Source organism: Bradyrhizobium sp. 160 (genome assembly GCF_023073735.1).
Lineage (GTDB): Bacteria > Pseudomonadota > Alphaproteobacteria > Rhizobiales > Xanthobacteraceae > Bradyrhizobium.
In genome coordinates, this window is sequence record NZ_JADPKD010000064.1 from 13,929 (window position 1) to 28,313 (window position 14,385).

Annotated in this window: 10 protein-coding genes, 1 tRNA gene and 1 pseudogene; 4 read left to right on the forward strand and 8 right to left on the reverse strand. The window is 64.0% G+C overall.

From position 1 onward, the window contains the following. Positions 1 to 10: 10 nt before the first annotated feature. The 5 genes from IVA98_RS26960 to IVA98_RS26980 form a co-directional block, all read right to left on the reverse strand. A complete protein-coding gene (locus IVA98_RS26960) occupies positions 11 to 1,516 on the reverse strand; it encodes a M81 family metallopeptidase (RefSeq protein ID WP_247355785.1) in 1,506 nt (501 codons plus the stop codon). Between the two features lie 243 nt (positions 1,517 to 1,759). Next, positions 1,760 to 3,409, reverse strand: a complete 1,650-nt coding sequence (locus tag IVA98_RS26965; protein ID WP_247296296.1) for an ABC transporter ATP-binding protein — start codon at positions 3,407 to 3,409, stop codon at positions 1,760 to 1,762. A gap of 129 nt (positions 3,410 to 3,538) precedes the next feature. After that, positions 3,539 to 4,426, reverse strand: a complete 888-nt coding sequence (locus tag IVA98_RS26970) for an ABC transporter permease (protein ID WP_247280084.1) — start codon at positions 4,424 to 4,426, stop codon at positions 3,539 to 3,541. Positions 4,427 to 4,445: 19 nt separating this feature from the next. Next, entirely contained in the window at positions 4,446 to 5,387 is a 942-nt protein-coding gene (locus tag IVA98_RS26975; RefSeq protein ID WP_247280083.1) for an ABC transporter permease, read from the reverse strand. Positions 5,388 to 5,618: 231 nt separating this feature from the next. Further along, on the reverse strand, positions 5,619 to 6,749 hold the full coding sequence (locus IVA98_RS26980; RefSeq protein WP_247355786.1) for a M20/M25/M40 family metallo-hydrolase: 1,131 nt from the start codon (positions 6,747 to 6,749) through the stop codon (positions 5,619 to 5,621). 268 nt (positions 6,750 to 7,017) lie between these two features. Here IVA98_RS26980 and IVA98_RS26985 point away from each other — a divergent pair, with 268 nt between their 5' ends. After that, complete coding sequence (locus IVA98_RS26985; protein WP_247296300.1) at positions 7,018 to 8,628, forward strand: ABC transporter substrate-binding protein; 1,611 nt, start codon at positions 7,018 to 7,020, stop codon at positions 8,626 to 8,628. 232 nt (positions 8,629 to 8,860) lie between these two features. Further along, positions 8,861 to 10,473, forward strand: a pseudogene (locus IVA98_RS26990) (ArnT family glycosyltransferase). Here IVA98_RS26990 and IVA98_RS26995 read toward each other — a convergent pair. Next, positions 10,464 to 10,601 (reverse strand): hypothetical protein, encoded by a 138-nt coding sequence (locus tag IVA98_RS26995; RefSeq protein ID WP_247280079.1) that lies wholly within the window; start codon positions 10,599 to 10,601, stop codon positions 10,464 to 10,466. The pseudogene IVA98_RS26990 and the gene IVA98_RS26995 overlap by 10 nt on opposite strands. Before the next feature lie 54 nt (positions 10,602 to 10,655). Further along, entirely contained in the window at positions 10,656 to 11,906 is a 1,251-nt protein-coding gene (locus tag IVA98_RS27000; RefSeq protein WP_247355787.1) for a multidrug effflux MFS transporter, read from the reverse strand. A 370-nt stretch (positions 11,907 to 12,276) separates the two neighbouring features. On the opposite strand from IVA98_RS27000, the gene IVA98_RS27005 reads away from it, so the two are divergent. Further along, positions 12,277 to 13,566, forward strand: coding sequence for a hypothetical protein (locus IVA98_RS27005; RefSeq protein ID WP_247355788.1), 1,290 nt, complete (start codon positions 12,277 to 12,279; stop codon positions 13,564 to 13,566). A 113-nt stretch (positions 13,567 to 13,679) separates the two neighbouring features. Here IVA98_RS27005 and IVA98_RS27010 read toward each other — a convergent pair. Next, positions 13,680 to 13,768 (reverse strand) — tRNA-Leu (locus tag IVA98_RS27010). A 175-nt stretch (positions 13,769 to 13,943) separates the two neighbouring features. Between IVA98_RS27010 and IVA98_RS27015 the strand changes: the two genes are divergently transcribed. Continuing rightward, a complete protein-coding gene (locus IVA98_RS27015) occupies positions 13,944 to 14,366 on the forward strand; it encodes a twin-arginine translocation pathway signal (protein ID WP_247296309.1) in 423 nt (140 codons plus the stop codon). The last annotated feature ends 19 nt before the right edge of the window (positions 14,367 to 14,385 follow it).

Sequence of the window (14,385 nt, forward strand, 5' to 3'; positions counted from 1 at the left end):
TCCTGTCCGGTTAGCGTGAGGAAGGGGTGAAGGCGGGTCCGTTCGGCTTGATGCGGATGCCCGGCCGCAGGCGCGTCCAGGGCAGGGAGGCGGTGTCGGCCGGCATCGCGCCCGGTGCGGCGCAAATCAGCAGCTTTTCCGCGATCGGCTCGAAATCGGCGCGGAAGTGCACCGAGCTCTTGTTGACCAAAATCTTCTCTCGCGTTGGCTCGATGCCGACATAGCGGTACATTGCCTGGTCGGCGAGCTGCGCCTTGTGCGAGGAGACGACGACGCGGACGTCGCCGATGCGCAAGGCGGCGGAGGGGCCCATCTCCATCTCGCGGCCGCCATAATAAGGGCCGGGCGCGATGAAGCGGCCGTCGGAGAGTTTTTCGACGACGAAGGTCTCGCGATAGGGCTCGTCGCCCGGAATGCCGGACTTGCCGCCGAGCGACAGCGTCACGGCGGCCCCGACGCCGGCTGCATGCGCGGCTCTGGCCGATTCCGGATCGTAGATCACCCCAGTCGCGGCACTCGCCTTGTTCCGCACCAGTGCACGTAGCATACCAGTGGTATCGGAATCGCCGCCCGCGCCGGGATTGTCCTGGGTATCGGCGATGATGATCGGCTTGCTTGCGCTCTTGGAAAGCTCCATCGCATGGCGCACGCCGTCGTCGGGCGACCAGATCTTGCCGTCGAAATCGTCCTCGTGGCTTTCGATCAGGTTGAGAAGCGCATCGGCCGCGCGGTCGGCGTCCGCTTGCGTCTTGCCATAGGCGAACACGCTCGGCCCGCAATCGCGGAAATCGGCGGCGGGGAAGCCGGGCGCGAAGGACAGCGTCGGAACTGCGTCACCCTCCAGCGCGGCGAGCTTCTCGTAGATGCTTTTGGTCGGCTGGTCGCTCGTGCACTGCCAGCTGATCGGGATCAGGAACGGCAATTGCCGGAACGCCTTTGCGAAGCGTTGCTTGGACTTCAGCAGCAGTGCGAGATGGCGCGCACAGGCGCGGCCGGTTGCGGCCATGTCGACATGCGGATAGGTGCGGTAGGCGATCAGCGCGTCGGCATGCTCGATCATCTCGGGCGTGACGTTGGCGTGCAGGTCGAGGCTCGCGACCAGCGGAATATCTTTGCCGATGATGCGGCGCACGCGCGCCAGGATCTCGCCTTCCCCATCGTCGAGGTGCTCGGTCACCATCGCGCCGTGCAGGTCGAGATAGACGGCATCGAGCGGACCGGCGGCTGCGATGCCGTCGATCATCACCTTCACGATGCGCTCGAAAGCATCCTTGGTGACATGCGCCGACGGGCTCGCACCGCAGGCGATCGTTGGGATGAGTTCCCAATCGTTCATTTCAGCGCCGTCGACGAAGCCCGCGAGACCGACATTGATGCGCCGCATCACCTTCAACACGTCGGGGCCCTGCGTCATCGCCGGCCAGCCGCCGCCATGCTGGAAGTCCGCGAACGTCGCCTTCGTGGGCGCGAAGGTGTTGGTCTCGTGCAGGAAGCCGCCGACGGCGATACGTGTCATCAATTCAATCCAGTCGATCAGAGTGCGCGAAGTTAGCCTTGGCCTTGCTGCAAGAGCAAGGTGGGAAGCAATCGCGCCACGCATAGGGTCAAGCTGTTTTGGGAATGCTGCGGATGAGCCCACGCTCCATCGTCATTCCGGGGCGCGCGTAGCGCGAGCCCGGAATCTATCGTGCGACGGAGTCTACCGCTCGATAGATTCCGGGCTCATCGCTTCGCGATGCCGGAATGACAGCGGAAAGGCCTACGCGCTCGCCGCCACGCCCTCCGACACCGGCCGAAAGTTCGCAAAGTCCCAGCCTCGCCCCGGAGCCGCATCCAGCAGTGCCTTGGTGTAGGCCTCCTTCGGATGCGTCAGCACTTCGGCGGCGGGGCCCTGTTCGACGACGCGGCCGTGCTGCATCACCACGACCTCGTCGCAGATTTGCGCGGCGACGCGCAAGTCATGGGTGATGAACAGGATCGCGATGCCGAGCCGCTTCTGGATCTCGTCGAGCAGCTCCAGCACTTGCGCCTGCACGGAGACGTCGAGCGCGGAGACCGCTTCATCCGCGACCAGCACGTCGGGATCGAGCGCGAGCGCCCGGGCAATGGCGATGCGCTGGCGCTGTCCGCCCGAGAACTGGTGCGGATAGCGCGACACAGCATCGACCGGCAGGCCGACCAGCTCGAGCAGATCGCGCGCCCGCTTCATCGCCTCGGTGTGCGAGACGCCATAGTTGATCGGGCCTTCTGCGATGCTCTCGCCGACGGTGACGCGTGGATTGAGCGAGCGATAGGGATCCTGGAACACGATCTGGATCTTTTGCCGGTGCGGTTGGAGCAGGCGGCGCGAGATATCGGCAATCTCGCGGCCGGCGAGGCGCACGCCGCCGGAGGTCGGATCGATCAAGCGGACGATGCAGCGCGCGACCGTCGACTTGCCGGAACCGCTCTCACCGACGATGCCGAGCGTACGACCCTTGCGCAGTGTCAGCGTCACCTTGTCGGCGGCGACGACCTCACGGCCTTTGCCGAAGAAGGCGCGCTCCTTATAGACCTTGCTGAGCTCGTTGGCTTCCAGCACCACCGGCTCCTTGGACTCATCCCGTGCCGCGCGCGGCACCAGGCTCGGCACTGCGGCGAGCAAATTGCGGGTGTATTCCATGGTGGGATTGCGCAGCACGGTATCGAGCGGGCCGGTCTCGACGAGGCGGCCCTGCCGCATCACCGCGACGCGGTCGGCGATCTCGGCCACCACGCCCATATCGTGAGTGATGAACAGCACGGCGGTGCCGTGATCGCGCTGCAGGTCGCGGATCAGGGTCAAAATCTGCTTCTGCGTGGTGACGTCGAGCGCGGTGGTGGGCTCGTCCGCGATCAGCAGCTTCGGCTCGAGCACGAGCGCCATTGCGATCATGATGCGCTGGCGCTGGCCGCCGGAGAGGCGGTGCGGGTAAGAGGCGAAGATGCGCTCGACCTGGGGCAGGCGGACCTGCTCCATCATGTCGAGGATCCGCTTCTTGCGCGCTTTGGCGTCAAGATCGGTATGGGCGCGCAGCACCTCGTCGATCTGGCGGCCGACCGGCACCACCGGATTGAGCGCGGTCATCGGCTCCTGGAAGATCATCGCCATCTGCGTCGCGCGGAGCTGGCGCAGGCGGCGGTCGGTCGCGGTCAGCAGCTCGTCGCCGACCAGCTTGATGCTGCCGCCGGTCGGCACCAGCGTGCCCTTCGGCAACAGGCCCATCGTGGTGAGGGAGGTCACCGACTTGCCCGAGCCACTTTCGCCGACGAGGCACAGCGTCTCGCGCTCGCGTACCTGGATCGAGATGCCGTCGATGATCTTCGGCCCGCCCGGCTTCTTGCCGATGGAGACGACGAGGTTGTTGATGTCGAGGATGGTGTTGGTCATGCAGGGTCTTTCGTCATTCCGGGGCGCGCGCTGCGCGAACCCGGAATCCACCGGGCGTCGGTCCAAGCGGTGAAATGGATTCCGGGTTCGCGCCAAGAGGCGTGCCCCGGAATGACACTGTTACCTGTTTCACTTCCCCTCCCGCTGCTTCATGCGCGGATCGAGGGCGTCGCGGGCGGCATCGCCGATCAAATTGATGCTGAGAATGGCGATCGAGAGCAGCAGGCCCGGCCAGAAGATCAGCGACGGCTTGAGCTGGAAGTACTGGCGGCCCTCGGCCATGATGTTGCCCCAGGTCGGCGTCTCCGGCGAGATGCCGGCGCCCAGGAAGGAGAGGATGGCCTCGGTCAGGATTGCGGAGGCGCAAACATAGGTGCCCTGGACGATCAGCGGTGCAATCGTGTTCGGCATCAGATGCCGCCACATGATCTTCGGCAGGCTGGAGCCGACCGAAATCGCTGCCTCGACGTAAGGCTCCTCGCGCGCCGACAGCACCACCGAGCGCACCAGGCGCGCCACGCGCGGGATCTCCGGAATTGTGATCGCGATCAGCACTGTCCAGAGGCTGGCGCCGGACAGTGACACCACGGCGATCGCGAGCAGGATGCTCGGCATCGCCATCAGGCCGTCCATGATCCGCATCATCACGGCATCGACCAGCTTGAAGAAGCCGGACACGAGACCGATTGCAAGCCCAATGGCGACCGAGAGAATCGCCGAACCGATGCCGATCAGGAGCGAGATGCGGCCGCCATAGATGACACGCGACAGCAGGTCGCGGCCGTAGGCGTCGGTGCCGAGCAGGAACTGCGCCGACGACGGCTTCAGCCGCTGCGAAGGCGCAAGCTGGATCGGATCATGCGGCGCGATCAGGGGCGCGAGAATCGAGATCACCACGACCAGCCCGAGCAAGACCGTGGCCGTCGCGATAATCGGCGTCGAGGTGAGAAATCCGAAGCGCGGCCGCAGCGGCGACGTGATCGGAATGGATGACTGGGGAAGGCTATCGACCGACATTATCGTTGTTACCCTTGCCTCAGTACCGAATTCGGGGATCGAGCAGCGTATAGGCGACGTCGATCAGGAGATTGACGACGACATAGATCAACGACGTCAGCAGGATCATCGCCTGGATCACCGGATAGTCGCGCGCCAGCACCGCATCCACGGTGAGGCGGCCGATGCCGGGAATGTTGAACACGCTCTCGGTGACGACGACGCCGGAGATCAGCAGCGCAAAGCCGGTGCCGATCACGGTGATCACGGGCACGGCGGCGTTGCGCAGCGCATGCCGCATCATCACCGCCACCTCGTTGATGCCCTTGGCGCGCGCCGTGCGGACGTAATCTTCGCCGAGCACGTCGAGCATCGCCGCACGCGTCATGCGCGCGATCAGCGCGATGTAGATGAAGGAGAGCGCGCAAGTCGGCAAGATGATGCGTTCGAAGAACGGCCCAAAACCACTCGAGATGCTCTTGAAGCCCTGCACCGGGACCCAGCGCAGATTGATCGCGAAGATTTCGATCAGGACATAGCCGACGACGAACACCGGGACGGAGAAGCCCAGCACGGACAGGCCCATCACGAAACGGTCGATCCAGGTGCCATGCTTCCACGCCGCGATTACGCCCAGGGGCACGGCGACGACCACGGCGAGGATGATGGTCGACAGCGCGATCGAGATCGACGGCTCGACACGCTGGCCGATCATCTTCATCACCGGCAGGTTGGAAATCAGCGACGTCCCGAGATCGCCGTGCAGCAGCTTGTTCACCCAGGTGACGAACTGCACGATCAGGGGCTCGTTGAGGCCGAGCGAGGCGCGGATGCGCTCCAGCCGTTCCGGCGTCGCGTTGTCGCCGGCAAGAATCGCGGCGGGATCGCCGGGGGTGAGGCGAAGCAGCAGGAAGACGAACAGCGCGACGACGCCCATTACGGGCACGGCGGCGAAGATTCGGCGAACGAGATATCCGAGCAAGTTGGATCCGTCAGATTAGAGTCAAATCGGGCAGGGCCTTCGGCAGGCTGCCATCAGCCTAACATTTCAGCAATTCCCGTGCCATCCGGGCCACAGCTTTTACAGGGCGGCCTGTCGTGGCGTGCTCTCTTTGCCCGTCGTCATTCCGGGGCGCGTCGAAGACGCGAACCCGGAATCTCGAGATTCCGGGCTCGGTCCTTCGGACCGCCCCGGAATGACGGACTCAGACAGTCATTCCAGCGTTGCCAGCAGCCCGGCCATCAGCCGGCCGCGTTCGACTAGGCTTTCGACCTCGATATACTCTTCGAGCGTGTGGCCGTTACCGCCACGCACGCCCAGGCCGTCGAGCGTCGGGATCCCCATTGCGCCGGTGAAATTGCCGTCGGAGCCGCCGCCGGCACTCGCATGCGGCAGCTCGGCGCCGAGCGACCTGGCGATGCCGCGGGCTTTTTCATACAACGCCATGGTGCCGGCGTCCGGTTCCCACACCGGCCGCGTCACGCCGCGTGTGACCTTGAAGGTGACATCATTGGTTGTGCCCGACAGCGCCAGCATCCTCTCGACGCCGCGGTCGAGATCGGTCTGGCGCTTGGCCATCGAGAGCGCTTCGCCTGTGGCCGTCGTGGCAACGCAATTCACCCATTGGCCGCCATGCACGACGCCGACCGAGAAGGTGCAGTCGTCCGTGGTCATCGCGTCGATCGCGAGGATCTGCCGGGCCATCTCGCGGATCGCCGAGCGTCCCGCCGACAGCGTCGCGCCGGCGTGGCTCGGGCGGCCCGTCGCCTCGAGATTGAAACGCGAGATGGCGTATCGTCCGGTGGTGACGCCATTGTCGGCGCGGCCAGGCTCGGGCACCAACACGTATTTGTTGCGCGCGGCCTCCGCCTCGATGATGTCGCGGGTGGAGGGCGTGCCGACTTCCTCATCCGGCGTGAACAGCACGGTGATCGGCAGCGGCGTAGTGAAGGCGGCGCGTGCCAGCTGCCGGATCGCCTCCAGCGAGAGATAATTGCCGCCCTTCATGTCGTAGATGCCGGGGCCGTAGCACTTGTTGCCCTCGCGCCGCCATTTCAGCTTCTCAATGGTGCCGACCGGGTGCACGGTATCCATGTGCCCGGCGATCAGGATGCCCGGCTCGCCCTGCTTTGGATGGGGAAAGCGCGCGCGGATCACGCCGCCAAAACCCTGGCGGCCGGCGATGCGCTCGATCGTCGCACCCATGATCGCCATATCCCGCGCTGCGATATCGAGCATGCGGTTCACGGCGCCTGCGTCCCAGGTCGGGCTCTCGCATTCCACCCAGCCGCGCAGGCCCTGGAGCATCGCCTCGGAATCGAAGGGAAGATTGGCTGGGTTCATCTCAATGTCTCTCAAGCTTCAAAGCTGGAACGCGCATTGCATTGGCGCAGGGGAGGACGGGCCGAGAGCGTTGTAAAGCCAAACCGATCTTTTTGGAGCCCTTGCACACGCCGCGAGGGCTTGCACCGAAACCGGATTGACGCGCTCGGCACTGTCTGCAAGTCTCGAAAGATAAAGGCATTGCATGAGGTTAGTTCGCCCAAAGAACGAACCGGATGCTCAATCAATAATCTGCCTTTGAACAGTTTCACGTCAGGAGAAACTTTCCATGTTCAACTTCATGCGGCGGGGGTCTCGCGCGTTCGCCTCCAAACTTGCGCTGTCGGTCGTCGCGCTTTCGGTCGGTTTGGCCTCGCCCGTGCTTGCTGCCGGCAAGACTCTTACGGCGGTGATGCATTCGGATCTGCGCATCATCGATCCGATCTTCACCACGGCCTACATCACGCGGGACCATGGCTACATGGTCTACGACACGCTGGTTGCCACCGATTCAAATTTCAAGATCCAGCCCCAGATGGCGGATTGGAAGGTTTCCGACGACAAGCTCACTTACACGTTCACGCTGCGCGATGGCCTGAAGTGGCATGATGGTGCGCCTGTGACGGCGGAAGACTGCGTCGCCTCGCTGAAGCGTTGGGCCGCGGTCGACGGCATGGGCCAGAAGCTGATGGACTTCACCGCGAGCATTGAGGCGACCGACGCCAAGACCATCACGTTGAAGCTGAAGGAGCCGTACGGCCTCGTGCTGGACTCCATCGGAAAACCCTCTTCGCGCGTCGCCTTCATGATGCCGAAGCGCCTCGCCGAGACGCCGCCGGACAAGCAGATCCCGGAGCAGATCGGCTCGGGTCCCTTCAAGTTCGTGCAGTCGGAATTCCAGCCGGGCGTGAAGGCGGTCTACGTCAAGAACACCGATTACGTGCCGCGCAAGGAGCCGGCGAGCTGGACCTCGGGCGGCAAGGTCGTGAAGGTCGACCGCGTCGAATGGATCACCATGCCGGACTCCCAGACTGCGGTGAACGCGCTGCAGTCGGGCGACATCGATTTCATGGAAAATCTGCCCTACGACATGCTGCCGATACTGGAGGCGAACAACGAGCTCACGATCGAGGTCTCGAACAAGTTCGGTTTTCAGACGCTCGGCCGCATGAACTTCCTTTATCCGCCGTTCGACAACGTCAAAGTGCGCCGCGCAGCCTTCCTGGCGATGAACCAGAAGGACGTGCTCGACGCGCTGGTCGGAAACCCGAAATATCAGAAGATCTGTGGCGCCTTTTTCGTGTGCGATACGCCGCTCGCAACCGAGGTGGGCGCCGAGACCCTGGTGAAGGGCAACGGCATGGCGGAGGCCAAGAAGGCGCTCGCCGAGTCGGGCTATGACGGCACCCCGGTCGTGATCATGGCCCCAGGCGACGTCACGACGCTCAAGGCGCAGCCTATCGTTGCGGCCCAGCTGCTGCGCGAGGCCGGCTTCAAGGTCGATCTGCAAGCGACCGATTGGCAGACGGTGGTGAGCCGCCGCGCCAGCCAGAAGCCCCCGAAGGAGGGCGGCTGGAACATGTTCTTCACCAACTGGGTCGCGGCCGACGTCTCCAACCCGATCGCCAATCTCTCGATCGGCGGCCAGGGCAAGAAGGGCGGCTGGTTCGGCTGGGCGGAAGACGCCAAGATCGAGCAGCTCAAGGATGCCTTCGTCCGCGCGTCCTCGATCGACGAGCAGAAGAAGATCGCCGCGGACATCCAGAAGGAAGCCTATGAACAGGTGATTTACATCCCGCTGGGGCAATATCTCCTGCCGAGCGGCTGGCGCAAATCGCTGACCGGTGTGCTCGACGGCCCTGCGACGCCGCTGTTCTGGAACGTCGACAAGTCGGAGTGAGCGGAAGGCGTATTCTCGCGCCATCGTCTCGATCATCCTGCGGCGCCGCTGTCATGAGCGGCGCCGTTGTCGTTTGTCAGCTTCGCGTCAGCTTGAAACCGGCGAACTCTCAACCCTTCCGATTTCCGATCATTGCTATTTGTTTCGATCTTGAAATAGATGTGTCGTCTCACGCATCACTTTCTCTTCCTCAGATTTAGTTCCTTTGCCGAACCATTTCGCATTCCAGGCGATGGCCGAACGTTCCGATCGCGCGCCGGCGCGTTGGCGGCGACCTTTCCTGCATTGGCTCGATGGCGTCGAGCTAGGCTGGGCCGTGCCGCTTCTCATTGCATGCTTCGTTGCGATCTGGACGCTCTATCTGGCGATCGCCTATGCCGGCGGTGGTCTGCACCCTGATACGCTCGAGGCCTGGACGCTGGGACGGCGTTTCGCCTGGGGCTATCACAAGCATCCCCCGTTGATGGGCTGGGTTGCCGCTCTCTGGACTCCGTCTTTCCGCTCAGCGACTGGTCGTTGCAATCGATGGCGATGGTCAATGCCGGGCTTGCACTGGTCTTCGTCGACCGGATCGCACGGCAGTTCGTGACCGGAGATAAACGCATCCTGGTGCTTCTGCTGCTGATGCTGACGCCGGCCTATCAATTCCACGCCCAGCGCTTCAATGCCAATGCCGTGCTGCTCGCGGTCTGGCCGCTGGCGACCTGGTGCTTCCTGCGCGCGTTCGAGACGCGCGCCGCATCGTGGGCAGTCGCGGCAGGATGCACGACAGCGCTGGCAATGGTCGGCAAGTATTATTCGATCTTTCTCGTCGCGAGCTTCGCGTTTGCCGCGCTGGCGCACCCGGCGCGGCGCGCCTATTTTACCTCCGCTTCGCCCTGGATATCGATGGTCGTCGGGCTGGCGGCGCTATCACCGCACGTCTATTGGCTCGCGACGACGGGAGCGCCAACGTTCAGCTATGCGTTGGCGCACGCCAACGGCAATGTCCTAAGCTCGCTCGGCGAAGCCAGGAACTTCCTGCTCGGGCTGGCGGCGGCGATGATCGTGTCGGCCTTGACTTGGGTGTTCATCGCCGGCACGCGATTGAAGCAGTTTCCGGCCGACTTCGCCGCAATGAGTCCGGGACTGCGACTTCTGTTCTACGTTGCCGTAGGCACGATCGCGCTGCCGGTACTGACATCCCTCGTGATGGGCACCGATCTGCCCTCGCTGTGGGCATTGCAGGGGCTGTTCCTGTTCGCCGTTCTCGTGGTGTGCGGCGCGCGCTATCCGATCGAGCGCTTCTACACGGTCAACCTCACCGTGATCGTGGCCGGCGTCGCGCTCGCCGCCGTCCTGGTCGCCGCGCCGATCCATGCCCTCTATCGCAACGATCACGGCTACGAAGAAGGCAGGAATTTCTATGCGCAGGTGGCCAGCGAATTGACGCGCGAGTGGCGCGAGCTGACCGGTACCCCGCTCAGCGCCGTCAGTGGTGATGATTCGCTGGCCTTTGCGACGGCGTTCTACAGCCCCGATCATCCGTATTATGCACGACCGTTCGAGTCTGAATACGGTTCGGGCTTGCAGCGCAACACGACGCCCGACCGAGGCTGGGCGGCGGCGTGTTTCCGCGGCCAGGACCATTGCGGCCGCTGGATGGAATGGGCGTCCTCGAAAGTCGAACGCGTCGTCCGACGCGAGTTCACGGTACAGGCCAATTTGTGGGGCCTGCCCGGTCTGGCGCGGCAGGTAATCGTGCTGATGGTGCTCCCGCGGGGAAGCGGGCCGGCGCACGAAGGCGCTGCGGATGATTTCAGCGCCAGCAGGCGGCGACCGATCGGACTTCGTGATCAGCAGTGACTGTCGCGCAACTGTTCGAGCCCTTCGCTCGCCAAAGGCGTCGTGGACGTGGTCCGCTCAGCGGCCGGCTCTGAACGCTCCTGCTCCTGCTGTTCCGGCTCGCGGTCTTCGCGGTGTTTCAGTCCCATCTCGTCGTCCTCTCGAATTGCTGCGGTACAACATCGAGGGGAGCGGGAAGTTCCTCAGGTGGCGGGGCGATGATGCGGCTTGAACAGCTGCCCTTTCTCCACCACCAGCACGATCGCAAGCGCCGCAAGGGTCGACAGGAAGAAGCCGACCGAGAACGGCAGCAGCGTGCCGTCGAAGCTCTGTCCGATCGCCATGCCGACCACGATTCCGATCAGCGTCGTGATCGCGCCGTAGAGCGAGGAGGCGGTGCCGGCGATGTGGCCCTGCGGCTCCATCGCGAGCGCGGTGAAGTTGGCGACCATCATGCCGAACGAGAACATCATCAGGGCGGAGAGCGCCATGAACAAGGATAGCGGCAGCACGCCGAGGCTTTCGGTGAGCAGCATCACGCCGGCGACCGCGGTGTAGAGCATGAGTGCCCCGTGCGAGATCACGCGCATGCCGAGCCGACCGACCAGCCTCGCATTGAGAAAGCCGGCGATGGCGGTGCCAGCCGCAATCGCCGCGAAGGCGAGCGGGAAGTAATGGCCGAGATGATAGATGCCGGTGAAGACCTGCTGGGCGCAGAAGACGTAGGCAAACAGGGCGCCGATGACGCTGCCGGCCGCCGTGGCGTAGCCGATGGTCTGGCGATTCGTCACGGTCTGGCGGAACGACGAGAGCACGTCGGCGGGCGCTAGCGATCTGCGCTCGGACTCGGGAAGGGTTTCAGGCAGCCGCAGCACGCACCATGCGAGCGCGAGCAGGCCGTAGAACATCAGCACGACGAAGATGCCGCGCCAGGCCGTCACCAGCAGCACCGCCTGTCCGAACGAGGGGGCGACCACGGGCACCGCGATGAATACCATCATCGCGAGCGACATCACGCTCGCCATGCGGCGGCCGACGTAGCAGTCGCGCACGATCGAGGTCGCGATCACGCGCGTCGCCGAGGTGCCGAGCCCTTGCAGCGCGCGCGCCAGCAGCAACGTCTCGAACGAGGGTGCTGCCACCGCCAGCACGCTCGCCACCGCATAGACCGCCATGCCGCCGAGCAGCACGGGGCGGCGGCCAAAACGGTCCGACAACGGGCCCATGACGAACTGGCCCGCGCCGAAGCCGACCAGGAAGGTCGACAGCACCAGTTGAAGATGGTTGGCGATAGGAATCTGGAAGGCCGCGCCGATGTTGGGCAGCGCCGGCAGCATCATGTCCATCGCGAGCGGATTCAGCGCCATGATGGACGCGATCACGATGACGAATTCGGGAAAACCCATGGGACGGTGTCCGGAGGACACCCAATCATCGGCATTGATGTTGGACAAGAAGCTCACCTCTGAAATTGAGAGCTTTATTTAGCCCGATGTTGCGTTGCACAACCCCCGTTTCGGGATGGCTGTCAGGCGCAGCCGGAGCGGACAAGAATTGGTGAGAGACCAGCGTTCCCTGCCGCCGGATCACGCGGATCGCGCAATCTCACGCCGGCCGGAAAACCAGTGATTCACCATCCCGTCCTAAAGATTGGCGTCCGGTGCGGCCTGTCCCTCCGGCAGGATAAAACCGAAACGCATCCTGCCCACAGTGCGGCTGCGATGATGACGCGCCGCAGTGGCGCCGAGAGAAACAAGCCAGACAAGGTATCCGCCGATGTCCGAGATGTCAGGTGCAGCACGATGGTTGGAGCCCACGGCCAACATGGCCACGAGGCGCAACGTCTGGCTTGCCGGCCTGATCGCGCTGACGGCGCTGCTGGTGCTCGGCAATCTCGCCAACGATGCCAGGCTCGATTTGAAATATGGCTATGGCTGGGACATTCGCGTGAATTGCGCTGCGGTCGACGCGTATGTCGGCGGACTCGATCCTTATTTCGTCAAGAACCTGAAGGGCACGAAGCTCTCCTACCCCTATCTGCCGGTGACGCTGGACGTCTTTCGCCCCCTGTGCGCGGGCGGCTTTCTGCTCGATCACTACAGAGGAATCTTTCTCGTCCTCGCCGTGCTCTGCGGCCTTCTCTTACCCGGGCTCGGCCGAACGGGCCCGAGCGCGCGCGATGCTGCGCTCAAGGTGCTGTGCGCGCTCGGCGCGTTCGTCGGTTTCGAATGGGTGCAGGCGTCGGGCAACTTCGCGATCCTGAGCGGACTGCTGACCGCGATCGCGCTGAGGCTCCTGCTTCCTCCGCCATCCTCCGGAGCGCTGGAGGGCCGCAACTCTTTGCTCCGCGTCGCGGGCGCTGCGTTGCTCGGTTTCGTGATGTCGTTCAAGTTGGTGTTCTTTCCTGTTCTGGCCGCGCTTTACTTCCTGCCCCTGCCGTGCGGCCGCAAGCTGGCGCTGATCGCGGTGGCGACATTCAGCTTCGCATTGCCGATCCTGATATCGGGGCTGGAATATCCCGATCTGTTCGCAAGCTGGCGGCTTGCGATGGCCCAAGAAATCCCCGACCAACACGTCGTCGATCTCTTCGAGATCAATCCGTCGCTGCTGCTGCTAGCGCGAAACCTCATGGATCATGCCGGCCTCGGTGAAAGCAAGCCGGCCATATTCGCGACATATGCGTGCGCCGCGTTAGCGCTCGTGCTCGTGCCGTTCGCTCTGTCCATCTTCCGCGTGACCGCAAGCCAGCCGGCGCGGGAAGGGGCATCGGTTCTGAAGCGGCTGGATCGCTGGCTGATGGATCATCCCCGCGCGGCCATGCGCGTCACGATGCTCGCCATGTTTGCGCTCTATCTCAGCTCGCCGCGCCTCAAGGAATATGCCTTCTTCGAGCTTGCGCTCTATGCTGCCATCCTCATCGTCGATCTTCCGGCCCTGGCTCTTGCCGCATGTCTCTCGATTGGACTCCTCGTTCCGGCGCTGATGTCGCTTTTGGGAGCGATGATCGAGGGCACTTTCGCCCTTCTCGTCGTTTCCCTGTCATGCTTCTGGATCCTGCTGCTCGATTTTCGCGCCGAGCCGAAGCGCCTTGAGACCGAAGGCGTGCAACCATGAGCAATGTCGCCGCGTCCGCAGTGCCAGAACAAGGGCGCTTTGCCGCCGCGACTCCAGCTGGTTCGGTTGCCTGCTTGGCGGATCTGCACGCAGGCGAGCGTCATCAGCACCGATGGTGCGGGCAGCCGGGGTCGAACCGGCACAGCGCTTGCGCGCCGAGGGATTTTAAGTCCCTTGCGTCTACCAATTCCGCCATGCCCGCTTGATCCAACGAGATCAATCACTTAAGGCCACTCCCCGGCCGCCTGGAATTGGCGTCTTGCCGGCCGGATGGGGCGGTCCTTCCTTAAGCGAGCCGGGCGCACAAGGCAAAGCCTCAATCCGGACATTTGTTGTTGCTTTAGGCATTCTCAATCCACGGGGGCTATTCATCCAGCATGGCTGCTTCGTTTTCCTGTCTCCTGCGCGGCTTCGGCGCGCTCCTCGCGCCGCTTGCGGCCGGCGTCGCGCTGTCCGGCTGCGCCGGCATGAGCGAGACGGTCGCGCCGGCCTTCGCCGATCCCGGCAAATACGAATTGTACGACTGCAAGCAGCTCGAGACCGAGCGCAAGGCGCTCGCCAACCGCACGGCCGATTTGCAGCGGCTGATGGACAAGGCGGAGACCGGCGCTGGCGGCGCGGTCGTGTCCGAGCTTGCCTATCGCAACGACTACATCGCAGTGCGGGGCCAAGCCCAACTTGCCGACGAGGCCTGGCGCCGCAACAGGTGCCGGGAGACACCGCCCGAGCCGACACCGCCCGCCACGCCGCCGTCATCCGCTGCCAAGCCGGCGTCGAAATCCGGAAAAGCGATCCGCTGAGGCACCGCGCCGGCGGTAC